Genomic DNA, 24,811 nt, shown 5'->3' on the forward strand with positions numbered 1-24,811 from the left:
GGGCATGATGTGCTGTATGATGTGTTGCTGCCCGCGCGGTATGGAAATGTCTTGCTGATAAGAAAATAAAAGTAATAAAGCAGAGGGCCTTTCCGAATGGAGGGGCCCTTTTTCATTTTACATTCTTCAACAGAAATTAATCACAGTATAAACAGAACATATGATATCGTTTCAGACAGAGTTAGAAAATCCCATCGTTCAGAAGGACATCATTGAGTTGGAAAAAAAGATACGGCAGTACCGGGAAGGAACCATTGATCCGGACCAATTCCGTTCGCTTCGGCTGGCACGGGGCATCTATGGTCAGCGGCAACAGGGAGTTCAGATGGTACGCATAAAGCTTCCGTTCGGCAAAATTACGCCCCGCCAGCTGAGGAGGATCGCGGATATTTCGGACGAGTATTCCAATGGAAACCTGCACCTCACCACCCGGCAGGATATACAGATTCACCACGTGAGCCTTGAACGCACACCGGAATTATGGTCGCTACTGGAGAAAGATGCTCTTACCATCCGTGAAGCCTGCGGCAATACGCTGCGAAATGTTACAGCCTCAGCCGAAGCAGGTATAGATCCACAAGAGCCTTTTGATGTATCTCCTTATGCTCAGGCGGTATTTGAATATTTTCTGCGTAAGCCTTTCGGACAAGAGATGGGAAGGAAATTCAAGATCAGTTTTTCTTCCAACGAGAACGATACTGCCTTTGCCTTTATTCATGATATCGGCTTTATCCCGAAGGTAAAAATCATCAACGGAGTAGTACAGCGGGGCTTTAAAGTCGTGATCGGCGGAGGGCTTGGTGCGCAGCCATTCAGTGCGCAGACGGCCTATGAATTCCTGGAAGAATACCGGATCATTCCGTTTGCGGAAGCCGTTATGCGGGTATTTGACCGTTACGGAGAGCGCAACAACAGGCATAAAGCAAGATTAAAATACCTTTTAGCACAAACGGGTCTTGAAATATTTCTTGAAATGGTGAAAGCTGAAGCTCCGGCCCTGCAGCAAGAGGAAATCGCCATTCGCCGTGATTCCGTACCCTCTGTGCCGCCCTCCGGAAAAATCTTCACCTCTCTCAAACCTTCAGATCCGGAAAAATTCCGTCGCTGGACAGCCACAAATACATTTGAACAAAAGCAGCAAGGGTATTACGGAGTATATATCCGGGTTACGCTGGGTAACATCACCTCCGCTCTCAGCAGGGAAGTGGCCCGGATCGCGGAAGCCTATGCCGCGGAAGAGTTACGGGTTACCGTTAACCAGGGATTGCTTTTGAAATTTGTTCCCTCTCAGGCTCTTCCTTCTCTGTTCCGGGAACTGGACGCGCTGGGGCTCGCCCTGCCGGGATTCACCGGAGCTGGATATATTACAGCATGTCCGGGCACTGACACCTGTAATCTGGGCATCTCCTCTTCCACCGGGATTACCCGTGAGCTGGAAAAAGTAATCAGTGAGGAATATCCTGATCTGATCTACCGGAAGGATCTGAAAATCAAAATCAGCGGCTGCATGAATTCCTGCGGTCAGCACTCCCTGGCGCAGATCGGTTTTCACGGAAGCTCCATCAAAGAAGGCAACACCGTTATTCCCGCCTTACTGCTTCTGCTGGGTGGCGGAGCGCTGGGAAACGGAAGTGGAAGATTTGCGGAAAAGATTCTGAAATTTCCTTCCCGCCGTGGCCCCGATCTACTTCGCGCACTCCTGAATGATATTCTTGCCAATGCAGCGAATACCGAATCGTTCAATGCCTACTTTGACCGCAAAGGGAAGGAATACTTTTATCATTTACTGAAAATATTTTCTGATACTTCCTCTTTTTCACAACAAGAGCTGATGGATTGGGGTCAGGAAGAAAAATTCAAACCAGTGATCGGAGTGGGTGAATGTGCGGGTGTTCAAATAGACCTCGTACAAACTCTTTTCCTGGAAGCAGATGAAAAACTACAGGCTGCACAAGAAAGCTTTCTCCTTCACTACTACGCTGATGCCGTGTACTACGCCTACGCTGCTCTTATTCATTCTGCCAAAGCCGCGTTGCTCAGCCGGAAGGTGTATGTAAATAGTCAGGATTCTGTTCTCCGGGCGTTCGATACCCATTTAGGTGACCAGATCGGACCGGAATGGAGGCCATTCAGGGATTTTGTGCTTGCCATCCGTCAGAAAAGGCCCGATCTTACTTTTGCCACCGCATATCTTGCCGGTGCTTCCGATCTTATAAAGAGTATCCGGAATATCCGTTTAAATGAACTTTCAAAATCTTCTGCATGAAAAGAAAACAACCAAAGCTAACAATCGCCGGTGCAGGCCCGGGCGATCCCGGTTTAATCACGTTGAAAGCGGTAACTGCTCTTCGTAACGCCGATGTTATTCTGTACGATGCCCTTGTGAATCCGGATTTGCTGAAACACGCTGCGCCCGGAGTGAAAAGGTTATATGTAGGAAAGCGAGATCATCGTCATACCCTTACCCAGGAACAGATCAATTCACTGATTGTTAAACTCGCATTAGAACATGGCCATGTGGTGCGTCTTAAAGGAGGAGATCCATTTGTTTTCGGACGCGGCCAGGAAGAACTGGCTTATGCGGCATCCTTCAATATTCCTACGGAATACATTCCCGGGATCTCCTCCTCCGTGGGAGTACCGGGCATAGCCGGTATTCCGGTAACACACCGGGGATCCAGCGAAAGCTTCTGGGTAATCACCGGAACCACGAGGAGCGGAAAAATCAGCGAAGATGTGTTCAAGGCTGCCCAAACAGACGCAACCATTATAATCCTGATGGGTGTGAGTCACCTGGCCGGCATTGTAAATATTTTTCAAACAGCCGGTAAAACGGATCTTCCGGTGGCGGTAATCCAGGATGGTTCTCTTCCCACCCAAAAGGAGGCGGTAGGTGTGCTAAGCAACATTGAAGAACGCGTGAAGCAGGCAGGCGTGGGCTCACCGGCGGTAATCGTAATCGGAAAAGTGGTGAAAAGTCATCCGGACTTCAGGGAAAAAGTACGGGTTGCCACCCGAACAGCTCCGACCAAATCATCAGGAAATACGGTACTTTTGCACCCCCCGGTTTATAACTGAAATGTCTAACAATTCCAACAATACCCTTTTCCCTGTCTTCCTGAAACTGGATGAACTGAACCTGCTGGTAGTAGGAGGAGGAAAAGTGGGTCTGGAAAAGTTACGCGCAGTAAAGAAAAACAGTCCCGGCTGCCTTATCACCTTAGTAAGCGAAAAGCTGGAAGAGTGCGAAGAGATTGAAGGGTTGAAAATCAGAAAAAAAAGGTTTGATGAGGGTGATCTCGAGGGACAACAAGTAGTAATTATAGCTGTCGGAGATGCAGTAGAAGCGAAAAAGATCCGGGATATTGCAAAAAAGCGCAACCTTTTGGTGAACGTAGCAGACAAACCGGATCTCTGCGATTTCTATTTAGGGAGCATTGTGCAAAAAGGAGATCTGAAGATTGCCATTAGCACGAATGGGAAATCACCAACCATGGCGAAGCGTGTAAGGGAAGTACTGGAAGAGAGTTTTCCTGAAGAAACGCAGGAAGTACTTGAAAATCTTTCTTCAATCCGGGAAAACCTGAAAGGAGATTTTGCCAAAAAAGTAAAGGAGCTGAACCGGATCACCTCAGGGCTGGTAGAAGAACAAAAGCGGGAACGCTCCCTCTGGAACCGAATCTTCAGGGCTACCGGGTACAGCGTTGCCATCCTGCTGATTATGATTGCGGGGCATTTCATTATCACCTATACCCCATGGGAAGAAATGGGAGGTTTGGCCACCGGACTACTTGGCAATCTGGACCAGGATTTCTGGTTGTATGTAGCCGGTGGTTTTATTGCTCAGATGATTGATGGAGCATTGGGAATGGCTTACGGAGTATCTGTAACCACTTTTCTCCTCAGTCTGGGCATTCCTGCTATTACACCTGCTGTAGCCAGCGCCAGCATGCACGCATCAGAAATTTTTACCACGGGATCATCTTCCCTGGTTTACTTTCGGTACCGGAATATCAATATGAAGCTGTTCCGGAAACTTGTGATTCCGGGTGCTCTGGGTGCCATCGCCGGTTCCGCTACTATTTCTTTCCTGAGCAAAGACGCTGTGGCTTTTGTAAAACCCTTTGTAGCTGCTTATACGCTGCTGCTGGGTATTTATATCATTGTGCGTGCGATACGGCTGGTAAACAACAAAGCCTACAAGATAAAAACCATTCAACCCGTAGCTGGTATTGGCGGTTTCTTAGATTCGGTAGGTGGCGGAGGCTGGGGACCCATTGTAACCACTTCACTCATTGCCGGCGGAAGGGACCTGCGGTATTCCATTGGTTCGTCTCATTTGGCCAAATTTGTAGTTGCGCTGGTCAGTACTCTTTCATTTCTCATCTTTATCGGTCTGGATCACTGGCAGATTATTTTCGGTCTGGTAGTAGGAGGATCGGTTGCTGCCCCGTTTTCGATCTGGTTTTCAACAAAAATTCCTACGAAAGCCGGTTTGATCCTCGTAGGCTCCGTGGTTATCATTGTTAGTTTGCGTATCATCATTTTAAGTTTAATCTGAAAACAGTAAGTCATGGACAGCGCAGAATTAAATGAAAAATACCAGCTGCTTTCGCCTGAAGAGCGGTTCAGGGCTATTACACAAGATTTTCAAAAAGTGCTTCTTACTTCTTCCTTCGGCACCACGGCCGGTGTTTCACTTCATTTGTGGAGTAAAACCAATCAGAATAAACCCGTTTATTTCCTGGATACCACCTACCACTTCCCCGAAACATTACAGTATAAAGATACGTTGACCAGGCAGTTGCAACTAAATGTAGTAACCTTAAAAGGGGATGAATGGAGAAACAAATTCACTCGGGAAGACAAGACGTGGGAAAAAGATCCGGATCTCTGCTGCTCCATTAATAAAGTAGAGCCTTTAAATGCGATTAAACCTCAGTTTGATATCTGGATCAGCGGGCTGATGAAATCACAGAATGAACACCGGAGTTCTTTAAACTTTTTCGAAAAAAAGAATGGTATCATCAAATTCTATCCCCTGATAGATATCACCGAAAAACAAGCCTTTCAGTACCTGACTGTAAACGGGATACCGGAACATCCCCTGAAGATAAAAGGGTATAATTCCGTTGGCTGCCTGCATTGTACTTCTCCGGGAAAATCAAGAGAAGGAAGGTGGATTGATAAAAGTAAAACAGAATGCGGATTGCATGAATAGATTAGTAGTAGTAGTAGAAAAATAAATATGGGTAAAGAGAAAATTTCAATTGGGTTGTTTGGATTCGGATGCGTAGGCCAGGGGCTCTACGATGTGCTGAACCATTCACAGGGGCTGAAAGCCACTATCGACAAAATTTGCGTGAAAAATCCTGAAAAGAAACGGAGGGTTGACATGTCGTATATCACCTACCGTCATGAAGATATTCTTGAAAAGGGTGGATTCGATGTGATCGTTGAGCTGATTGATAAATCGGATGAAGCATTCCGGATTGTAAAAGAAGCAATGGAACGAGGAGTGAACGTGGTAACTGCAAATAAAAAAATGCTGGCGGAGAACTTTGAAGAACTCTATAAGCTTCAGGAAAAGCACAAGGTGGCACTTATTTATGAAGGCAGCGCAGGCGGATCTATTCCCATTATCCGTAATCTGGAGGAATATTACGACAATGAGCTGCTCACCAGCGTGAGCGGGATACTCAACGGCACCTGTAATTATATTCTTTCGCGAATGGAGCTGGAAAATAAAGATTACGCCGAGATTCTCAAGGACGCGCAGGATAATGGTTTTGCAGAGAGCGATCCCTGGCTGGATGTGGCCGGATTCGATACGAAGTTCAAGCTCGTATTGCTCACCGTTCACGCTTTCGGGTTGGTATTAAAGCCGGATCAGGTGCTGAACCTGGGTATAGAAAATGTCTCATCCGATGACATTGTGTATGCACGCGAGAAGGGAAAACGAATCAAGTTGATTGCGCGGGCAGAAAAAATTGGCGATAAATTCAGGGTGTACGCACTCCCCCACTTCATCGGGAAAGACAGTGAACTGTTCAATGTTCTGTATGAATACAACGGCGTGGAGGTGGAAGGAGCCTTCTCCTGTAAGCAAACGTTCGTTGGCAAAGGAGCCGGTTCTCATCCCACAGGTTCCGCGGTACTTTCTGACATTTCTGCTCTAACCTACGATTATAAGTACGCCTATAAAAAACTGAAAAACATCCGCACACGTCTGAACGGGTCCTATGACGCCGAAAATCTGCTCGACACAGACTTTTCGCTAAAGGTCTATCTGCGTTTTCAGGACCGTAAGCAACTGAACGGACTCGAAATTAATTCGGTTGAGGAGGAGTACAAATCAGCAAACACAAACTACATCGTTGCGAATGTCAATTTCCGCTCCTTATTCAAACTGTACAACCGGATCGACAATAAGGTTTTTGTATGTGTGGTGTGATCAGATCCTGATTCCGATAACGCAGATATCATCCACTTGTTCAAGTTCTCCGCGCCAATCTTCAAAATTGCGTTCCAGCAGCTGTTTTTGCTCGGGCATGGTGCGGCTTTGAATGTCGGTAATCAGGTTTTTAAACTGGTTAAACTTAAATTTCTTTCCGTTCGGACCCCCGAACTGATCTGTATAGCCGTCTGTGAAAAGATACACGCTGTCTCCCTTTTCCAGGGTAAACATCTGCGATCCGTATTTCCGGTCCGGCTCAAGGTCATAGCCTCCAATGGAAATCTTGTCGGCCTGCAGTTCATGCAGGTTCCCGTTGCGAACGATGTAAACAGGATTATATGCGCCGGAATACATCAGCTCCTTTCTGGAAAAATTAATATTGATGAGGGAAATGTCCATTCCGTCGCGTAGATCATCGTCCACTGAGGTAAGTTTCATGGTTTCACTTAAACCCTTGTTCAGGCGGTTCAGGATTTCTGCGGTGTCTATGCCCGGCATATTCTCCACCGCTTGATTAAGAAGGTTATTCCCAACAATACTCATGAATGCTCCCGGAACGCCATGTCCTGTACAGTCCACCGCGGCAATCAGAACATTATTACCCTGCTGGTGCATCCAGTAAAAATCACCACTGACAATATCCTTTGGTTTGAACAGAATAAAATAATCAGCAATAAATTTCCGGATGGTTTTCTCCGTCGGAAGAATGTTATCCTGGATGCGTTTTGCATATTTGATGGAATCCGTAATGTCTCTGTTCTTCTCCGCCAATTCTTCATTTTTGTAAGCCAGTTCCAGGGTACGGCTTTCCACCATTTTCTCCAGCCTGGATTTATCCGTCCTGAGTTTACTCACCCGCAGGCGGTCTGTAACAAGGATGAGGAGCAGGCCAACCACAATACACAGGAAATAGAACCACTTTGTTTTCCAGAACGGAGGTGTTATCGTAAATTTATATTCCGAAGGTTCAGCGTTCAGAAGCCCATCTGAATTCATTGCCTTTACCTGAAACGTATACTCACCGTGCGGGAGGCTGGCGTAGGTAACCTCATTTTTACTGAGCAGCGGCGACCATTCTTCCTCGAAACCATGCAACCGGAATAGGTAACGAACCTTTCCGGGATTAGTAAGACTCACCCCCGCAAAGCGAAAGGTGAGATGATTCTGGTCGTAAGCAAAAATATTGTCTATCGGGAATACCGTGTCTCTCAGAAACATCTGAAGTCCGGTGATGCGCGTAATAGGTTCTGTCCGGTTCATCTGATCCTCTTCCGGATCAAATTTCACAGCTCCCACAATGGTCCCGAACCAGATCCGCTTGTCCAGGTCCATACACACCGCGTTGGGATTGGTTTCCACTCCGAAGAAACCCTCATCCTTTCCGTAATGACGAAAAGTGAATTTCACTGCATCAAAGCGGTCGATACCGTTCGTAGTACCGATCCATATGCGGTTTCCCTTATCGGCAACAATGGCGTAAGGCGAGGGCGAACTCAATCCGTGCTCCACATTATAGTTGATAAACTGCTGTCCGTTGTACTTGTATAATCCTCCGCCATAAGCTCCGAACCACACATTCCCATTCTGATCTTCGGTAATGGAAAGTATGAACCGGTGTCTCATTCCCTCTTCCTCATTGTACTTCCGGAAGCTGGATCCATCATACGACGTGAGGTTTCCGCCCAGCGCACCGAACCAGAGGTTTCCGCGGCTGTCGTTAAAAATCCGGTATATGGTATTACCGCCCAGTCCGTCATCCACGGTATATCTTCGGAAAGATCCGTCCGCCCGGTCATATCTCCAGGCCCCCGATTTAGTACCGATCCAGATATTCCTGAATTTATCTTCAGAGATGGTATAAACCGTTTGTCCGCTCAACCCATTTTCCGCTGTATTCATGGAACGGATTCGCTGCGTTTGCTTCTCCATCCGGCAAATGCCTCCGAAACCACACGCAAACCAGATATCGCCGTCGCTGTCCTGAAAAATACTCAGAACAGCATTCCCCGTAAGTCCGTCTGCCATAGTAAAGTTGGTTACTTTATAATCTGTAACACCCTTTGCATTACGGCTAATCTGCATTTTAGAAACGCCGCGATTCGTTCCCAGCCATATATTACCTTCCGAATCGCAGAAATTTGCCCACACAAGGTTATTATTCATTCCGTCGGCTTCGTCAAAAAGCTGGAAGCGTTCTCCCCGGTACTGATTAAGTCCCACATCCGTTCCGATCCAGAGATTTCCCTCCCGGTCTTCCAGAATAGCATTGACATTATAGAAATTAAGTCCCTGGCGCGTGCTGTAATTCTTTACCACGGGATCTGCCCATCCTCCATCCTTTCCCGGTCGCAGGCGGGCCACTCCTCCGCCCTGTGTTCCCACCCATACGTTTCCTGCACGGTCTGCGTAGATCGTTTTGATATTATTGGATCCCAGCCCTTCTGTTTCGCTTATCCGGAATATATTTTCACTTTGATTTTGTACAGACTTTGCAGTGAAGGGGCCTTTGATCTTCAGGACATAAACTCCCGCGTCTTTGGTACCTATCCACACCTCATCTTCAGTAAGAAAAAGGCAGGTTACCTGATCACTGCCGATCGCACCATTTTCAGTGCTCAGGTATCCGTAGGAAGAGGGAGATGTAATATCGTCATCCGAATCATACACGCAGACGCCCCGGTCTGTACCGATCCAGATGTTTCCCTTATCATCGGATCTCAGCGCGGTGACATTATCTCCGCTGATCCCCTCCTTGGTAGTAATGGAAATCATTTTATTAACTACCGGATTAAATTTATAGATCCCTGCTCCTTCGGTTCCCAGCCAGATGCTACCCGCCGCATCCTCCATAATAGTATTCACGGATTTAAAACGGGTGTACATTTCTACATTCAGATTAATAAATTTCTTCAGTTCCGGGTTGAAAACCGTAACGCCTCCGCCCCAGTGTCCGAACCAGAGGTTGCCGAGTTTATCCGTATAAGAGGACGTAACCCAATCCTCTGCCATGCTGTCTTTACGGGTGAAGTTTTTAAAACCAAGTCCATTGTAGCGCGAGATTCCTCCCAATGTGCCTATCCAGAGTTCACCGTTTTCGTCCTGGAGCAGTGTCTGTATCTGCGACTGTATAAGCCCGTTTTCCACACCGTACTGAATAAAACTGGTGGTTTGCCCCAAACCCGTCAAGGGAGAGGCGAACAACAGTATCCAGAATAATTGTTTGCACAGATAACGTAACATCGCGTTCATCTTATATTCTTGAATTTGAGAATTTCTGCAATAAATTCGACCGACCGGATTTCCTCTCCGTTTCTGTAAAAATATTCTGTTCCCCATATAAAAACTTCTCTTGTAAGGACTGTCTTTTGCTTGTTATAGGTGATCGTAACGGTAGTGATCCATGAAAACATGGATTCCGACTTTTCTACCACGAATACAGGCGGAGGAGGGAAAGAATAGTCCTTTACGTTACCCGCTCCCTTGGCGTTTTGTTCCTTAATAATTTTCTCCACCTGCGCGGCCGTTTTAATAATTCCGCTTTCTGCGAGAATTTTTTCCTTCTTCGCGTCCTCCTTTTTCTTTTTCAGGATCTGGATTTCCTTATCCAGCTCATCCAGCTGTGCCTTCAGTTCAGATTCCTTGCGCAATTTCTCTGTGATGGCATTCGCATCTGTTTCCGCCTTCTTCTTCATCATTTGCGATTGCTTCATTTTCTTTTCGTTTTCCGCCACCATTACGAGCAAATCGTTCTGATACTGTGCGGAGATCGCCTGATTTTTCTTTTTAATCTTTTCCTTCAGGTCCTTCTCCTGCTTCAGTTTCACATCCTCACCCACCGTCTCATCCTCCTTTGCCTTGACCAGCTGCTTCTCGAGCAGTTTCTGCTCCTCCTCCAGCTTTTTCTGTTTTACCAGTTTATCCTGCTGTTCCTTCTCCAGGCGTTCCCGCTCCTCTTTCTCTTTTAATAATTGCAGTTTAAGTGCCAGCTCTTTTTCCTTCAGTTCCTTTTCCTTCAGTTCTTTTTCTGCACGTTCTTTCTCTTCCTTTTCCTTTTTTTGCTTTTCCTTCAGAGCTATTTCCTCGAGTTCTTTCTTCCGGATCTCTGCCATCTCATCGAGGTCGTCCATTTTGCGGCGAAAAATATCAAAGTAGGAAAGATCCTCCCCGAAGGATTTCTGTTCCCACCGGATCTTAGCGAAAGGAAGATCCCGGTACGCGTAAATATTCACATCCTTTGTGTTGCTCGGCCACATAGGCAGATCCGGGAACTGATGCCCTTTCTCTATCGTGGTATATTTTGCCGGTACAGAGGAATTTACCACACAGAACATTCCTACGTGCAGCGGATAAGAAAACCGGATTTGGTATTCGCCGGTATTGGGGGTTATGAAAATGGCAAATCGCCCCTTCCGGTCTGTTTTCACCTCATCTACTTTGAAATTTCCTTTGTACAAAGCAACTACCACACCTTCCAGGCTTTTTTTCAAAGGCATTCCCACCACATTCCCGAATATCTCGATGGGTTGTATCTCGCCGCTCAGGGCAAATCCCCTTCCGCTGCCGACGAGTACGCAGAAACAGATGATAAAGGATACGAATGAACGCCGGTATAGCATCTGCGCCAAATACTAAAGATACGAATTTCCCTGCCTGTATTTTTTTACCTAATTTTAACCTATGTATCGGGTGCTCCCCTTATTGTTATTGGCCGGAATGCGGCTGTACTCCCAGACTTTTATGGCCGGCGGCGGGCAGATCCTGGATCTTCAGACCGTTGATTTCCCTCTGTCGGTATCCGGACTAACGCCGGCGAATATAGATAGCCTGAACTTCGGGCTGGAAACGGTTTGCATTAATCTTACACATACATGGGATGCCGATCTGGAAATAGAACTCGTTTCACCCGACGGAACATCTTTTTCGCTGAGTGCCGGGAACGGTGGAAGCGGCGATAACTATACCAATACCTGTTTCAATCATTTTGCGGGCACACCCATTTCCATGGGTTCGCCTCCCTTTACAGGAACTTTTAAACCCGATGGTGCCATGGGAATGGTCAACAACGGACAGATCGGCAACGGCATCTGGAAACTTCGGATTACGGACACGTACGCAGGCGATGAAGGCACATTACTCGGATGGGGTATTACCTTCGGGAACAACCCCGCCACCTATACGCCTCCCATTGTTTCCTCCAATCTTCCCATTATTGTGATTAACACCAATAACCAGGTTATTCCCGATGAACCAAAGATTATAGCTGACATGGGGGTAATTTTTAATGGTGTCGGGAACAGGAATTACCTGACCGATCCGTTTAACCATTATAACGGTAAGATCGCCATTGAAGTCAGAGGAAGTTCCTCACAGATGTTCCCAAAAAAATCTTACGGATTCGAAACGGTAAACGTATCCGGAATTGAAATTGATACCGGTTTCTTTGGTTTTCCCAAGGAAAGCGATTGGATTCTCAGTGCAAATTATTCTGATAAATCTCTTCTCAACAACACCCTCGCTTATGCCCTTCACGAAAGCATGAGCGGGCAATGGGCGCCGAGGACACAACATGTAGAACTTATCATCAATGGAGATTACAAAGGTGTTTATGTCTTTATGGAAAAGATTAAGAGGGACAACAAGCGGGTAGATATTGCGAAACTCAACAGCTGGGAAAATGCGGGTGACAGTCTCACCGGCGGGTACATTATCAAGATTGACAAGTTCACCGGTAATCAGACACAAAACTGGACCTCGCCCTACCCTCCGGCCCAGAGTTCCAACGGCCAGGTGATCCGGTTTTTATACGAATACCCCTCCGGCGATACAATCACGCCGCAGCAGATGACGTATATTCAGCAGTATGTAGACAGTTTCGAGGATGCCCTTGCCGGTCCGCAATTCGCTAATTCACTAACCGGATACAAACGGTATGCGGATATGTATTCCTTTGTAAATTATTTTCTGGTGAATGAAGTAAGCAAGAATGTAGACGGCTACCGGATCAGCACCTATTTTTACAAGGATAAATTCTCCAAAGGTGGTAAGATCACTATGGGACCCGTTTGGGATTATGATATTGCGTGGGGAAATGCCAATTACTGCGGAGGCAACGGAACCACCGGCTGGGCCTATCAGTTCGGGAATGTTTGTCCGGGTGACGGCTGGCAGATTCCCAGATGGTGGCAACGCATGTTACAGGATACCGTTTATGCCAATGCGGTTCAATGCCAGTGGAGCTACTGGAGAACCCGCATGCTGGATTCAGTGAAACTTATGACATACATTGATTCTATGGCACTTTATCTTGATGAATCGCAGCAACGCAATTTTGCCCGCTGGCCAATCCTGGGCAATTATGTATGGCCGAATCCTTCCCCTATTCCCGCCACCTATCAGGGAGAAATAGATGAACTAAAAAACTGGTTGTGGAACCGGATAGTATGGCTGGATGCCAATATGCCGGGGACTTGCTATTCATTGGGAGAATTTGAACAAGAGCTGGCAGATTCTCATTTTACACTTTATCCCAACCCGGCATCCGGCTCTATCTTCCTGCGTTTCCTTAACCTCGGAAATTCTTCTGTAACTATTGAACTTCTGGACATCTCCGGAAAAAGGATTTCCGGATTTAAGTACTCCGGCAGCGATCCTGAACCCCTCCTGGAATGGGGGCTACCGGAGGAAATTTCTGCCGGGATCTATCTGGTAAAAGTCAGCGGAGACAGCTTCTCGCTTACAAAGAAGCTTGTTATACGCTAAAAACCTGTTTTTAATCAGGTTCGGTTGACAGTTCCATGACAATTAAACAGGTGGGATTCAGCACTTTTGGGGGAGATTTACAGGTCGTTGGAACAGTTCAGAATCATATCCTTATCTCACAAGAATCTCCCGGTTGAAGACCTCGGTGCTTTTCACATTTCTGATGAGCACCTTGCAACACGGCTTTCCGCGCTGATTCATTTACCCGGTGTGGAGGAAGCCATGTTACTTTCTACGTGTAACCGTGTGGAATTTCTGCTCTCCTCACAGGTACTCATCGACCGGCCGTTTTTAGAACGTTTTTTTCAGGCTGTTTACCCTGACATGGCATTGTCCGGACTTCAACTGGCAGTTGACCGTGCCCTGATTTACTCCGGTGAAGACGCGGTGCTTCACTTATTCAGAGTAGCCTCGTCGCTGGATTCACTCATTGTTGGAGAAAGGGAGATCATTACCCAGGTACGCAATGCATATGAGCGTTGCCATGAATGTGGGGTGACGGGAGATCTGCTGCGACTTGTTATTAAGAAAACCATAGAAACTGGGAAGGAAGTTTATTCTTCCACAAATATTTCACGGCATCCTGTTTCTGTTGTTTCTCTGGCTTACCGGAAACTCCGTGATCTGAATGTAAAGCTCAACGCCCGTTTCATTCTTATAGGAGCCGGGGTAACGATCACCACGTTCGCAAAGTTTCTGCGTAAACACGGTTACACAAATTTTGTGGTTTTCAACCGTTCGCTGGATCGTGCCGTGACGCTGGCCGCTGAACTCAATGCGGTATGCCACCCGTTGACAGAGCTTCCGGAATACACCGATGGTTTTGATGTGATTGTTACCTGCACCGGTTCCTCCGAACCTCTGATTACACCGGAAGTGTACGGAAATTTGCTTGCCGGAGATACGAAACGAAAAATAGTAGTAGACCTTGCCGTACCCGGCGATCTTCATAAGGAAATTCACGCGCTCTACGATGTTCACGTAATATCGGTAAGTTCATTGCGCGATGTGGCCGAAAAGAATCTGCGAGAACGGGAAAAGGAAATGGGAAGCTGTGAGGTCATACTCGAAGAAAATCTGCAGGAATTCCGTATTGGCTTCCGGGCAAGACAGGTGGAGCTCGCTATGCAGGAAGTTCCAAGAAAGGTGAGGGAGATACGTGAAGTAGCACTCAATGAAGTTTTTGCCCGTGATCTTTCTGCCATGGATGATGCATCCAAAAAGGTTCTCTCTAAAGTCATTGATTACCTCGAGAAAAAGTACATCAGTGTTCCCATGAAGATGGCAAAGGAGATCCTCCTTGAAGAATCTTCCCAAAAATAATTCATGCCTGCTCCGCTGATCATCGGTTCCAGGGGTTCCGACCTCGCCCTGTGGCAAGCGAATCACGTTCGTGAACAGCTCGCAGCATTAGGTGTGAACGCAGAAGTACAAGTGATAAAAACCCGTGGAGATAACATTCAGGACATCGGCTTTGATAAGATGGAAGGAAAAGGGTTTTTCACAAAAGAGCTGGAAGATGCGCTTCTGAAGAAAGAAATTGATCTGGCAGTTCACTCCCATAAAGATCTTCCCACGGTTTCTCCGGCCGGCTTGGTCACTGCTGCGGTTTCCGGGAGGGAAGATCCATCCGAACTGCTTCTGATCCATCCGGGAGCGGTAGACGGGAGCATGCCCTTCTCGCTTAAAAAGGGTGCGAAGGTAGGCACGAGTTCTGCACGCAGGAAGTCGCAATGGCTCGCACTCCGGCCCGATTGTTCCGTGGAAGATCTGAGAGGAAATGTTCCCACCCGGATCCGGAAAGTATCGGAAGGAATGTACGATGCTATTCTTATAGCTGCGGCCGGAATCAACCGGCTTGAATCCGACACCGGCGATTTACATATTATTAAGCTCGCTCCCAAAGAATTTGTTCCTGCCCCCTCTCAGGGTGTGCTGGCGCTGCAGTGCAGGGAAGCGGATGAGGGCACAAGGGCCATCCTGGCCAGGCTGAATCACCCCGAAACAGAACGATGCATATCTGTTGAAAGAAAGCTGCTGAACCTGTTTGATGGAGGCTGCCACTTACCGCTGGGAGTTTTTTGCGAAAAAGAAGAGGATGATGATGGTAAAGATGTCTTCAGCGTTTGGGCTGCGCATGCCCAGGCCTGGGATAAAAAACCAGCTTATCTTTATTACAGAAGCAATACCCCGTCCGGACTGGCGGAGCGTATGCTGGATAATTTCCGCAATCTGAAACCCGCTTCAGTATTTATCAGCCGTAATCGCAAAAAGCAGGATCTGTTCTGTGAGGTACTTGAAGGGCACGGCTACCGGGTTACGGCTCAGCCGCTGATTGAATTTCGATCGCTTCCATTCTTCGCCCTTCCGGATGTAGACTGGATCTTTTTTTCCAGCAAACATGCTGTTAAATTCTTTTTTACACGAAAACCAGAACTTCCCGCCGCTGTTAAATTCGGTGTGATTGGGAAAAGTACAGCCGATGAAGTAAGGCGCTATGGTTATTCCGCAAACTTCATAGGGCAGGGGACCGATACCCGGCTGATCGGAAAACAATTTGCCGCTCTGGCCGGTAACCGCCGGGTGTTGTTTCCCCAGGCTAAAGGCAGCATGCGTACCGTGCAGCTTCAGCTCACCCGGAAAGAAAATGCCGTAGATGTAATCGTTTATGAAACAGTGGCCATGGACAAGGGAATGAACCCGGAAGCGGAAGTGATGGTATTTACCAGTCCCAGCAATGTGGAATCATTTCTCAGCAGCCGGCACTTTCCTTCGGAATCAAAGATCATCGCCATGGGCGACGCCACCGCACACGCAATAAAGAAATCCGGAGGCCGCGTACACGGTACACCTGCGGTTTTTACCGATCTTGGCTTGCTACAAGCTGTATTTAAAATTTCATAACATGATCCGACCCCGCCGACTCAGAAAAACGAACGTGCTCCGCGAAATGGTGGCCGAAACACGTCTCTCGAAAGATCAGTTTATCTATCCCTGCTTTGTAGTAACAGGAAAAGGAAAAAAAGATCCCATTGCATCAATGCCCGGGATCCATCACTTCTCCGTAGATACGTTACTCAGAGACACAGAAAAAGGATTAAAATATGGTGTAAATAAGTTGTTGCTTTTCGGGGTGGGAGAAAAAAAGAGCAAGGACGGATCTTCTGCTGCGGATAAAAATACCCTTGTGGTACAAGCCGTTAAAGCGCTGAAAAAAGAATTTGGTAATGCGCTCTTTGTGATCACGGATGTATGCGTTTGCGCGTATACCACCCATGGACATTGCGGAGTGCTGGAACATGGTCACGTTCAAAATGATAAAAGTGTGAAAATACTTACACGCATGGCGCTGGCACACGCTGAAGCGGGAGCTGACATGGTAGCGCCGTCCGATATGATGGATGGCCGCATCGGTGCGATCCGGACCATGCTGGATGAAAAAGGATTTGAGAATACAGGAATCATGAGTTATGCGGTAAAATTCGCTTCGTCGTATTACGGACCGTTCCGCGACGCAGCGGATTCGGCTCCGCAGGAGGGTGACCGCAAATCGTACCAGATGGATTCCCGCAACGTAAAGGAAGCAATCAAAGAAGCCTTGCTGGACGAAAACGAGGGTGCCGACATCCTGATGGTGAAACCGGCACTGGCGTACCTGGATGTGATCCGCTCTGTGAAAGAACAGACATTGCTTCCGCTGGCCTGCTATAACGTTTCAGGAGAGTATTCCATGGTGAAGCTGGCGGCAAAGAAAATGCTGATTGATGAAAAACCATTGGTGATGGAGAATATGCACGCGTTTGCACGCGCCGGGGCAGATATTATTATCAGTTATCATACGCGGGAAATGTTTGAGAGGGATTGGATTTGACACAGAAATTCACTTCTGCGCTTCCGTTCTGTTGTTCTATTGTTCTGTTATTGTCACTTCATTTCCGGTGAAAAAGAAAGTGGAAACAGGGCAACAACAAACCAACAGAAGTAAAGAAGTGCAGAAGTCTTTTGCTCTGCTCACAGAAACAAGAAGACCACCTGCGGAGCCCATCCCAGCAGATATCCTGTCCATATCTCGAACGGGCTATGCGCTTCCTGGTGCAGTCGGGCACCGGCCAATACTCCGGCCGCAATGAACAGTCCGGCCATTTCCGGAATGGTGGCATATCCCTGAGAAATGGAAAGAAAAAAGATTGCTCCGGTAAGCCCTCCGATTCCCACCATGTGAGCACTGACCTTGTAAAAGAAATTAGCCATAAGCGTAACGGCCACTGCCATGCTTGCCCCGAGCATCGCCGCGCTCAGGCTGGGTGCAGGAAGCTGAGCACGGATCATATACCATGAAACCAAGTAGACCACGAGCGTTGCCACATAGGGAAGCACACGTTCCTTCCGGTCATGTAAATAAAGAGAAGAAATAGCCTTCCGATACCAGAGAAAAAGGATGTTCAGAACCGGCAGGAGAAACGAAAAAAAGAAAACATAAAACAAGATCATACCCCGCAATTCTTCGGAGATAAACAGATCGTGACGGAGCAGAAAGAAAGCCCCATACGTTGGCATGAGCAGCGGATGAAGAATAAAAGAGATTGCCCGGGAGATCCAATTCGCCACTTTGCTCAGATCTGTTTGCGCAGCCGGGCCACGGGAATACCCAATTGCTCTCTGTATTTCGCCACGGTCCGGCGTGCAATATTATAGCCTTTGTCTTTCAGGATTTTTGCCAGCGCATCATCCGTGATGGGTTTCTTTTTGTTTTCAGCATTGATACTATCCTGAAGAATCTTTTTGACCTCGCGTGATGAAACCTCCTCCCCGCTGTCGGTAGAAAGAGATTCCGAGAAAAAAGATTTAAGCAGAAAGGTTCCGAACTGCGTTTGCACATACTTGGAATTCGACACACGGGATACGGTAGAAATATCCAATCCCACTTTTTCCGAAATATCTTTCAGGATCATGGGTTTAAGCGTGGTTTCATCGCCGGTAAGGAAGTACTCTTTCTGATAATCCATGATGGCCTTCATGGTTACATACAGGGTGTTTTGTCTTTGATTAAGCGTATCGATGAAGGCGCGTGCAGATTCAATTTTCTGCTTTACGAATGCCGCCGCTTCTTTGCCCATTTTATCTTTTCGCTGAGAGTATTCTTCCAGCATCTGAGAATATACACGGGCTACCCGCAGGTCGGGCATATTGCGCGAATTCAGATTCAGTTCCAATTTCCCGTCCTGGTTCAGAATGGAAAAATCCGGCACTACTTCCTGCATGCTCTTGGAAGAATCAGCCATAGAGCCGCCGGGTTTGGGATTGAGTTTTAGAAGCTCCTGTATTGCTGGACGCAGGTGTTCATCTTCGATCTCAAAATGTTTCGCGATTTTTTCGTAATGTTTGCGGGAGAATTCCTCCATTTTCTCCTGCAGGATATGACGGGCTGTTTCGATTGCCACCGTTTTCGGTTTGCGCGCCAATTGCAGAAGCAGGCATTCCTGTAAGGAACGGGCGCCTACTCCGGGGGGATCAAATTCCTGGATCACCAGCAACAATTCCTCCAGTTCCTCCCGGGTTGTCTGAATATTTTGTGTGAAGGCGATATCATCTACCACCGAGCCGAGGTCGCGGCGCATATACCCGTCTTCATCAATGTTTCCGATCAGGTATTTCGCCACCTGGTACTGGTGATCGGAAAGCACGCGTAGTCCGAGTTGACTTTCCAGCAGGTCATGAAAACTATAGGAAGAAGCGTAGGGAACCTCCCGGTGCTCATCATCCGGGGAAGTGTTATTGGCTTTCAGCTTATACTCTCCGCCTTCATCTTCGTCCATGTAATCAGAAAGTGTATAATCATCTGCCGGTTCGTCCTCGCTATTTTCTCCTTTTTCATCAAACTCCTCCTCGTCTTCCTTCTCCTCCTCCTCTCCTTCTACCGAATCTTCCAGAGCCGGATTGATCTCCATCTCTTCCTTAATACGCTGTTCAAGTGCGATGGTAGGAAGCTGCAACAGTTTCATGAGCTGAATCTGTTGTGGACTCAGCTTCTGTAGGAGTTTTTGCTGTAAAGTCTGGCGTAACATGCCGTAAATTTCTTCTTATACGAAGATACGGCGATTTTTGGTTCGATTTTTGATGTAGAGTAGGTATAGTTCTCTGATTGTCAGAATATTAAGACTACTCTGCACTGCTCGTCGCTCAGGATGACAGTTAAAACTCAGCGTTTCCCGGAGTTCTTGGGAAGGGGATAATATCGCGCACGTTTTGGAGGCCGGTGACAAATAAAACGAGGCGTTCGAAGCCCAAACCGAATCCGCTGTGTACACACGTACCGAATTTCCGGGTTTCGAGGTACCACCAGAGACTTTCCTCGTGAATTTTCATTTCCGTAATGCGCGTCTTGAGCTTTTCATAATTCTCTTCGCGCTGCGAGCCGCCCACCATCTCTCCCACAAAAGGGAAAAGGATGTCCATTGCCCGTACGGTTTTCCCGTCTTCATTCTGTTTCATGTAGAATGCCTTGATCGTTTTGGGATAATCAGTAATGATCACCGGTTTCCCAAAGTGTTCCACAAGATATGTTTCATGTTCCTTCTGCAAATCGGCGCCCCATTCGGGTTTGTACTCAAAACTCTTACCGCAGGATTTCAGCACCTCAATACCTTCAGTATAGGATAGACGCTGAAAATCGCTCTTTGCCACATGCATCAGCCGAGCCAGCAACTCCTTATCATACATTTTATTGAGAAACTCCAGATCCTCTTTACATTTCTCCAGCGCATAACGGATCACATACTTCAGCAGATCCTCCGCAAGATTCATGTTGTCTGTAATATCATAAAACGCCATCTCGGGTTCTATCATCCAGAATTCAGCGAGATGCCGCGGTGTATTTGAATTTTCCGCTCGGAAAGTGGGTCCAAAAGTATAAACCAATCCGAGTGCCAGTGCCGCCAATTCCCCTTCGAGTTGTCCGGACACCGTGAGGTTGGTGCTTTTACCAAAAAAATCCTTAGAGTAGTCAGTGCTTCCGTCTTTATTCTTCGGAAGCTTCTCCATGTCAAGCGTGGTAACCCGGAACATCTCCCCCGCCCCTTCGGCATCGGAACCGGTGATAATGGGTGCGTGGAGATAGAAAAATCCGCGTTCATCAAAGAACTTATGAATTGCAAACGCCAGGTGGTGCCGGATGCGAAGCACTGCGCCAAAAGTATTCGTACGTGGTCGCAGGTGCGCGATCTCGCGAAGAAATTCCAGGGTATGTCCCTTCTTCTGTAAAGGAAAATTCTCCGGAACGGTTCCCAGCACCTCTATTTTTTCGGTCTGAATTTCAAGGGTCTGTCCCGAACCCTGTGAACGGGTTAGCTTTCCGGTAACGGTTACACAGGCACCTGTGAGCACTTCTGAAAGGCTTTCCTTTGGAATGCGGTTGTAGTCTACCACGGCCTGAACGGAGGACTGGCAGGAACCATCGTTGATATGAACGAATGCAACATTCTTACTATCACGTGCGGTTCGGACCCACCCGCTCACCATCACCGTCTGGTCCACTTCACCGGAACGTAACAATTCTGCAATTCTCAGTTGTTTCATAGCATACCCCCCTCTGAAAGGAAGCACAAAAAAACGAAATAAATCGGGAACAGGGAAGGAATCAGGCTGCTTTAGGCGGACTTAGCCGTTTTACCAGCATCCGCTTCGCCACCGGCAGAAAAGTTTCCTGAACCGGAATCGGGATGTCGGACTCCAGGGCATAGGTTGCCGGGTTTGGCAATACGGGATGCTCGCGTAAAAGATCCGATTTTATATTCTGAAACGTGCAGGTAAAGCCGGAGGGGTAGGTGCGCAGGTACCGTGTGCGGATAGCCCTGAAGCGGTCTTCGGAATTCTCATAGAAAGTAAGCATGTATTCGAACACGTTGGTTTCGGTTCCGTCTCCGCCCTTGAGGAAAAAATATCCCTGCTCGGTCTGCAACGGAAGCAATCCCACTTCCGAAAATTGAATATGTCCCTCAATGAAATCATAAATCTTCTTCCCTTCTCTGAGATAGTCCTTGAATTTAGGAAGGGAAAACTCAACGATAGCGGTAATTTCCTGCATCAGGGCATCATCGTTAATCACCTGCCGGTACTTCAACTGCATTGTTTCGGCATCAATACCTGAGGCTTCTTTCGGAAACTGGCGGAAGATCTGCTCCCTGCCTTCTGCCAGCGCCTTGGTATGCAGGTAGTGATCCACCAGTTCCGACAGGGAAGGATACAGCTGGGTCATTTCAAAGTGCTTCTCCACTTCCTGCAAATAGGCAAGCAGCACATATTTTTTATACTCGAAGTCAATGCACTTCTCCGTAATCCAGTCTTTGCTGAGTTTAGGCATAACCTTTGTTTGCTCTAATTTCTCTTCTATAAACGTATATCCGTTGATAATGTTGCAGTTTTTATTGACATCTCACTGGGGAAAAAGTATAAGTTTGTACAGGATAAATCCATCTTCATGAAAAAACTTTCGCTCCCGGTCCTTGCCCTTGTTCTTTCTGCATTTGTAGTGCTTTTCTCCTGCGTTCCTGCCCGCAAATACGAGGAGCTGGACGCGAAGTACAAGGCATCCCGCGATTCCCTGACCAACTGCAAAGATTTTACCAAAACAGCTCAAACCACCATTAATGAGCTAAAGGCCAAGCAATTAGAGCTGGAAAAGCAGAAGTACGGCCTGGAAAAGGACACCTCTATCATCGGTACCAATTACCGTAACCTCACGAACAAGTATGATAAGCTCAACCAGGTAAATGAGCAATTGCTGGCACAGCTGGCAAAACTCACGGCCAATGCTTCCAATGAGAATAAAAACCTGGTGGGACAATTGCAGATGACACAGGAAGAATTGCTGAAAAAGGAAGATGAACTGAAGAAACTCCAGATGGAACTGGAAATCAAAAAGAAAAATCTGGATGACCTTTCCAAGCAGCTCGCAGACCGTGAACAGCGTATCAAAGAACTGGAAGATCTGCTGAAAAAGAAAGATGATGCTATCAAGGATCTTAAGAAAAAGGTTTCAGATGCTTTGGTAGGATTTGAAGGAAACGGGCTAACGGTGACCCAGAAGAACGGAAAGATTTATGTTTCCATGGATGAAACGCTTCTCTTTGCCACCGGTTCCACCACTGTACAACCAAAGGGTGTGGATGCCCTGAAGAAGCTTGCCAAGGTACTGGATCAGAACTCAGATATCAATGTGATGGTGGAAGGCCATACGGATGACCAGCCGATGAAGGGAACCGGGGATATTAAGGACAACTGGGACCTGTCCGTAATGCGGGCAACTTCAGTAACCAAGATCCTGCTGAACAATTCCAATATGGATCCGAAACGGATTACAGCTGCCGGCCGGGGAGAACATTTCCCTGTGGATTCTTCCAAATCAGCGGACGCCCGGAAGAAAAACCGCCGCACGGAAATTATTCTCACCCCAAAGCTGGACGATCTTTTCAAGGTTCTCGAGAACAACTAATCATGCGTTATTTGTTTTTCTTTTTTTTATGCTCTGTCGGTTTACCGGCAGCGGTTGCTCAAGGAAAGAAAAAGGATCCTCCTCCGGTAAAATACTGGGAGGAGTTGCACGACACTTCCCGCGCTGCCCTGAAAAATTCACCCCGTGTGAATAAATTCGCTTTGCTTTATCTGGAAGGTAAATTTATACCTGCAAACGACAGTGTTACGCGGCGAATGCTGCTGGATATTACCATGCCTACGGAAGACGGACTGCCCCTGAATTTTATGGTCTTCAACACCATCGTGAAAAAGCAGGAAGATCAGCTGAATCCAATGATGGGAGAGTTCTGCCGCCGCATGATCCTCAGTCATCCTGATTATACCCTGCACTGGCTGTTCAACCAAATGCAAAAAAAGAACGATACCTGGAAGCTCTACGCTAAGTATATCGGGGAACAAAGCAGCCCGATCGAATACCAGAATTTTGTCAATTTCCTGACTTTCTACTATGGCTCCGGAGGGAAAGCGGCGGCAAAGCAGATGAATGATCTGATACTCAAGGAGTCAAAAAAACACCGAAAGTAAGGGTCGGCATATTATTTGATGTTTACCGTAATAAACCCGTACGCATGAAACATTTCTTTTCCCTCTGCTTTGTCAGTTTTTTATTTCTTTTTTCCTTTTCCCAGGACAAAATTGTTTTGCACAGCGGCGAAGTGCTTTACGGAAAAGTGGAAGAAGTAGGCATTTCAGAAGTAAAATACCGGAAACAGGATAACCTCACCGGACCCGTTTATGTGATCAGTAAAACGGATATACATGCTATTCACTATGAGAATGGTACAAAAGATGAGTTCGCCGGGAAGCAGGAAAAAAAAGATGATGATTATGTGAAGAAGAATGAAAATTCAAAAGGCGACGGGGATGATGTTTACTCCGACGGCAAGGGGAAAAAAACGAACCGGAGACGTCACCCGCATGACCATGTAGATGTGATCATACCGGTGTGGCATGCGGTGGGATGGCTTATCTTAGCGGATATCCTGTTTGGCTGTTTCTGATCTTGGACCACAGCAACCGAAGAGATTTTCTGAAAAAGGCCGGGATGCTCAGCGTGCTTCCGGCTCTTTCTTTTCCCTCTTTGGAGGAGAAGAAAAAAAATGTGTTTCCTGAATTAAAAACGGGTGATACCGTTGCCATAGTTTCTCCGGCAGGTGCTGTTTTTGATCCCGCAGCAGTGAGTGAATTCAAGGCCATTTTGGAAGGGCTTTCATTTCGTGTGGTTACAGGGAAAACTACCGCACTCCGTACCGGATATTTTGCCGGAAACGATGCAGAAAGGTCCAAAGATCTCATGGATGCTTTTGCCAACCCCGGCGTCCGTGGAATTTTCTGTGCCAAGGGAGGATGGGGGTCAGCCCGGCTGCTTCCTTTACTCGATCTGGAGGTGATACGGAAGAACCCAAAGGTGTTGATCGGGTTCAGTGATATCACATTTTTACTGAACGCAATTACGGAAAAATGCGGTATGGTCACCTTTCACGGACCGGTGGGAAACTCTGCCTGGAATACCTTTTCGGTTGCTTCATTTCGGCGCTGCGTGCTGGAAAGAAAAGAACAGATTGTCAGTTTTAACGGCGACACCCGTATCCTGAAAAATGGCACTGCAGAGGGCGTCCTGTGGGGAGGAAATCTGTCCGTTCTGTGCTCCATGCTGGGAACACCCTGGATGCCGGATCTTTCCGGAGCCATTCTTCTGCTGGAAGAAACCACCGAGGAGCCCTACCGGATTGATCGCATGCTAACACATCTCGACCAGGCCGGTATTTTCGCCAGGGTGAATGGAATTGTTTTTGGGAAGTGCACAAAATGCCTGGCAGAAGAACCGGATAAAGCCTATACAACAGAAGAAGTCTTTCAAATGCATTTTTCAGGCCTTAGCATTCCGGTGGTTTCCGGATTGCCCTTCGGGCATACTGTTGATAAACTAACCCTCCCTATCGGCTGTAAGGCATCTCTGAGTACCGAAACAGGAAATTTCCTGCTGAGCACCACACCCTTCTAACCCTCCGTTTTCCAGCTCAGATTGTCGGTTTACCAATCAAAATCATTCCGTTTTTTTCG

At 47.2% G+C, this 24,811-nt stretch carries 19 protein-coding genes; 13 read left to right on the forward strand and 6 right to left on the reverse strand.

Annotation, left to right across the window (positions count from 1 at the left end):
- Window positions 1-160: 160 nt before the first annotated feature.
- From IT233_04045 to IT233_04065, 5 genes are read left to right on the forward strand one after another with little or no spacing between them, the layout of a single operon-like run.
- Window positions 161-2,266: a nitrite/sulfite reductase gene (locus IT233_04045; protein MCC7301795.1), complete on the forward strand. Its 2,106-nt coding sequence runs from the start codon at window positions 161-163 to the stop codon at window positions 2,264-2,266.
- The gene (gene cobA, locus IT233_04050) at window positions 2,263-3,078 is read left to right on the forward strand and encodes a uroporphyrinogen-III C-methyltransferase (protein ID MCC7301796.1); all 816 of its coding nucleotides are present in this window, start codon (window positions 2,263-2,265) and stop codon (window positions 3,076-3,078) included. Before IT233_04045 ends, cobA begins: the two co-directional genes overlap by 4 nt.
- A 1-nt stretch (window position 3,079) precedes the next feature.
- Window positions 3,080-4,561, forward strand: a complete 1,482-nt coding sequence (locus tag IT233_04055) for a TSUP family transporter (GenBank protein ID MCC7301797.1) — start codon at window positions 3,080-3,082, stop codon at window positions 4,559-4,561.
- Window positions 4,562-4,573: 12 nt separating this feature from the next.
- On the forward strand, window positions 4,574-5,221 hold the full coding sequence (locus tag IT233_04060; GenBank protein MCC7301798.1) for a phosphoadenylyl-sulfate reductase: 648 nt from the start codon (window positions 4,574-4,576) through the stop codon (window positions 5,219-5,221).
- A 27-nt stretch (window positions 5,222-5,248) separates the two neighbouring features.
- Entirely contained in the window at window positions 5,249-6,454 is a 1,206-nt protein-coding gene (locus IT233_04065; GenBank protein MCC7301799.1) for a homoserine dehydrogenase, read from the forward strand.
- Here the strand turns inward: IT233_04065 and IT233_04070 are convergent, their stop codons facing one another.
- Together IT233_04070 and IT233_04075 are read right to left on the reverse strand one after the other, a co-directional pair.
- Window positions 6,455-9,697: a SpoIIE family protein phosphatase gene (locus tag IT233_04070; GenBank protein ID MCC7301800.1), complete on the reverse strand. Its 3,243-nt coding sequence runs from the start codon at window positions 9,695-9,697 to the stop codon at window positions 6,455-6,457. It abuts the gene before it with no gap.
- 5 nt (window positions 9,698-9,702) lie between these two features.
- The gene (locus tag IT233_04075) at window positions 9,703-11,082 is read right to left on the reverse strand and encodes a hypothetical protein (protein MCC7301801.1); all 1,380 of its coding nucleotides are present in this window, start codon (window positions 11,080-11,082) and stop codon (window positions 9,703-9,705) included.
- Window positions 11,083-11,134: 52 nt separating this feature from the next.
- On the opposite strand from IT233_04075, the gene IT233_04080 reads away from it, so the two are divergent.
- The 4 genes from IT233_04080 to hemB all read left to right on the forward strand — a co-directional run bounded on the left by IT233_04080 (window position 11,135) and on the right by hemB (window position 17,087).
- A complete protein-coding gene (locus tag IT233_04080) occupies window positions 11,135-13,216 on the forward strand; it encodes a CotH kinase family protein (GenBank protein MCC7301802.1) in 2,082 nt (693 codons plus the stop codon).
- Between the two features lie 87 nt (window positions 13,217-13,303).
- On the forward strand, window positions 13,304-14,539 hold the full coding sequence (gene hemA, locus IT233_04085) for a glutamyl-tRNA reductase (protein ID MCC7301803.1): 1,236 nt from the start codon (window positions 13,304-13,306) through the stop codon (window positions 14,537-14,539).
- Window positions 14,540-14,542: 3 nt separating this feature from the next.
- Window positions 14,543-16,120: a hydroxymethylbilane synthase gene (hemC, locus tag IT233_04090; GenBank protein MCC7301804.1), complete on the forward strand. Its 1,578-nt coding sequence runs from the start codon at window positions 14,543-14,545 to the stop codon at window positions 16,118-16,120.
- A gap of 1 nt (window position 16,121) precedes the next feature.
- Window positions 16,122-17,087, forward strand: a complete 966-nt coding sequence (gene hemB / locus IT233_04095) for a porphobilinogen synthase (protein MCC7301805.1) — start codon at window positions 16,122-16,124, stop codon at window positions 17,085-17,087.
- A gap of 140 nt (window positions 17,088-17,227) precedes the next feature.
- On the opposite strand, the gene IT233_04100 is transcribed toward hemB, so the two are convergent.
- From IT233_04100 to IT233_04115, 4 genes are all read right to left on the reverse strand, one after another.
- The gene (locus tag IT233_04100) at window positions 17,228-17,824 is read right to left on the reverse strand and encodes a hypothetical protein (GenBank protein MCC7301806.1); all 597 of its coding nucleotides are present in this window, start codon (window positions 17,822-17,824) and stop codon (window positions 17,228-17,230) included.
- Between the two features lie 5 nt (window positions 17,825-17,829).
- Window positions 17,830-19,281: an RNA polymerase factor sigma-54 gene (gene rpoN / locus IT233_04105; GenBank protein MCC7301807.1), complete on the reverse strand. Its 1,452-nt coding sequence runs from the start codon at window positions 19,279-19,281 to the stop codon at window positions 17,830-17,832.
- Between the two features lie 127 nt (window positions 19,282-19,408).
- Window positions 19,409-20,791 carry an asparagine--tRNA ligase gene (gene asnS, locus IT233_04110; GenBank protein ID MCC7301808.1) on the reverse strand — a complete coding sequence of 461 codons (1,383 nt, stop codon included), beginning with the start codon at window positions 20,789-20,791 and terminating at the stop codon, window positions 19,409-19,411.
- Window positions 20,792-20,852: 61 nt separating this feature from the next.
- Window positions 20,853-21,575, reverse strand: coding sequence for a hypothetical protein (locus IT233_04115; GenBank protein MCC7301809.1), 723 nt, complete (start codon window positions 21,573-21,575; stop codon window positions 20,853-20,855).
- Window positions 21,576-21,692: 117 nt separating this feature from the next.
- Between IT233_04115 and IT233_04120 the strand changes: the two genes are divergently transcribed.
- The 4 genes from IT233_04120 to IT233_04135 are packed head-to-tail and all read left to right on the forward strand — an operon-like array spanning window position 21,693 to window position 24,752.
- Window positions 21,693-22,706, forward strand: a complete 1,014-nt coding sequence (locus IT233_04120) for an OmpA family protein (protein MCC7301810.1) — start codon at window positions 21,693-21,695, stop codon at window positions 22,704-22,706.
- Between the two features lie 2 nt (window positions 22,707-22,708).
- Complete coding sequence (locus tag IT233_04125) at window positions 22,709-23,272, forward strand: hypothetical protein (GenBank protein ID MCC7301811.1); 564 nt, start codon at window positions 22,709-22,711, stop codon at window positions 23,270-23,272.
- A 44-nt stretch (window positions 23,273-23,316) separates the two neighbouring features.
- Window positions 23,317-23,748 (forward strand): hypothetical protein, encoded by a 432-nt coding sequence (locus tag IT233_04130; protein ID MCC7301812.1) that lies wholly within the window; start codon window positions 23,317-23,319, stop codon window positions 23,746-23,748.
- Between the two features lie 44 nt (window positions 23,749-23,792).
- Window positions 23,793-24,752 carry an LD-carboxypeptidase gene (locus IT233_04135; protein ID MCC7301813.1) on the forward strand — a complete coding sequence of 320 codons (960 nt, stop codon included), beginning with the start codon at window positions 23,793-23,795 and terminating at the stop codon, window positions 24,750-24,752.
- Window positions 24,753-24,811: the final 59 nt, after the last annotated feature.

Source organism: Bacteroidia bacterium, from assembly GCA_020852255.1.
Lineage (GTDB): Bacteria > Bacteroidota > Bacteroidia > JADZBD01 > JADZBD01 > JADZBD01.

Coding starts and splice junctions, on each gene's coding strand:
- IT233_04045 (MCC7301795.1), top strand. CDS start 161: ATGATATCGTTTCAGACAGAGTTAGAAAATCCCATCGTTCAGAAGGAC.
- cobA (MCC7301796.1), top strand. CDS start 2,263: ATGAAAAGAAAACAACCAAAGCTAACAATCGCCGGTGCAGGCCCGGGC.
- IT233_04055 (MCC7301797.1), top strand. CDS start 3,080: ATGTCTAACAATTCCAACAATACCCTTTTCCCTGTCTTCCTGAAACTG.
- IT233_04060 (MCC7301798.1), top strand. CDS start 4,574: ATGGACAGCGCAGAATTAAATGAAAAATACCAGCTGCTTTCGCCTGAA.
- IT233_04065 (MCC7301799.1), top strand. CDS start 5,249: ATGGGTAAAGAGAAAATTTCAATTGGGTTGTTTGGATTCGGATGCGTA.
- IT233_04070 (MCC7301800.1), bottom strand. CDS start 9,697: ATGTTACGTTATCTGTGCAAACAATTATTCTGGATACTGTTGTTCGCC.
- IT233_04080 (MCC7301802.1), top strand. CDS start 11,135: ATGTATCGGGTGCTCCCCTTATTGTTATTGGCCGGAATGCGGCTGTAC.
- hemC (MCC7301804.1), top strand. CDS start 14,543: ATGCCTGCTCCGCTGATCATCGGTTCCAGGGGTTCCGACCTCGCCCTG.
- hemB (MCC7301805.1), top strand. CDS start 16,122: ATGATCCGACCCCGCCGACTCAGAAAAACGAACGTGCTCCGCGAAATG.
- rpoN (MCC7301807.1), bottom strand. CDS start 19,281: ATGTTACGCCAGACTTTACAGCAAAAACTCCTACAGAAGCTGAGTCCA.
- asnS (MCC7301808.1), bottom strand. CDS start 20,791: ATGAAACAACTGAGAATTGCAGAATTGTTACGTTCCGGTGAAGTGGAC.
- IT233_04115 (MCC7301809.1), bottom strand. CDS start 21,575: ATGCCTAAACTCAGCAAAGACTGGATTACGGAGAAGTGCATTGACTTC.
- IT233_04120 (MCC7301810.1), top strand. CDS start 21,693: ATGAAAAAACTTTCGCTCCCGGTCCTTGCCCTTGTTCTTTCTGCATTT.
- IT233_04125 (MCC7301811.1), top strand. CDS start 22,709: ATGCGTTATTTGTTTTTCTTTTTTTTATGCTCTGTCGGTTTACCGGCA.
- IT233_04130 (MCC7301812.1), top strand. CDS start 23,317: ATGAAACATTTCTTTTCCCTCTGCTTTGTCAGTTTTTTATTTCTTTTT.
- IT233_04135 (MCC7301813.1), top strand. CDS start 23,793: ATGCTCAGCGTGCTTCCGGCTCTTTCTTTTCCCTCTTTGGAGGAGAAG.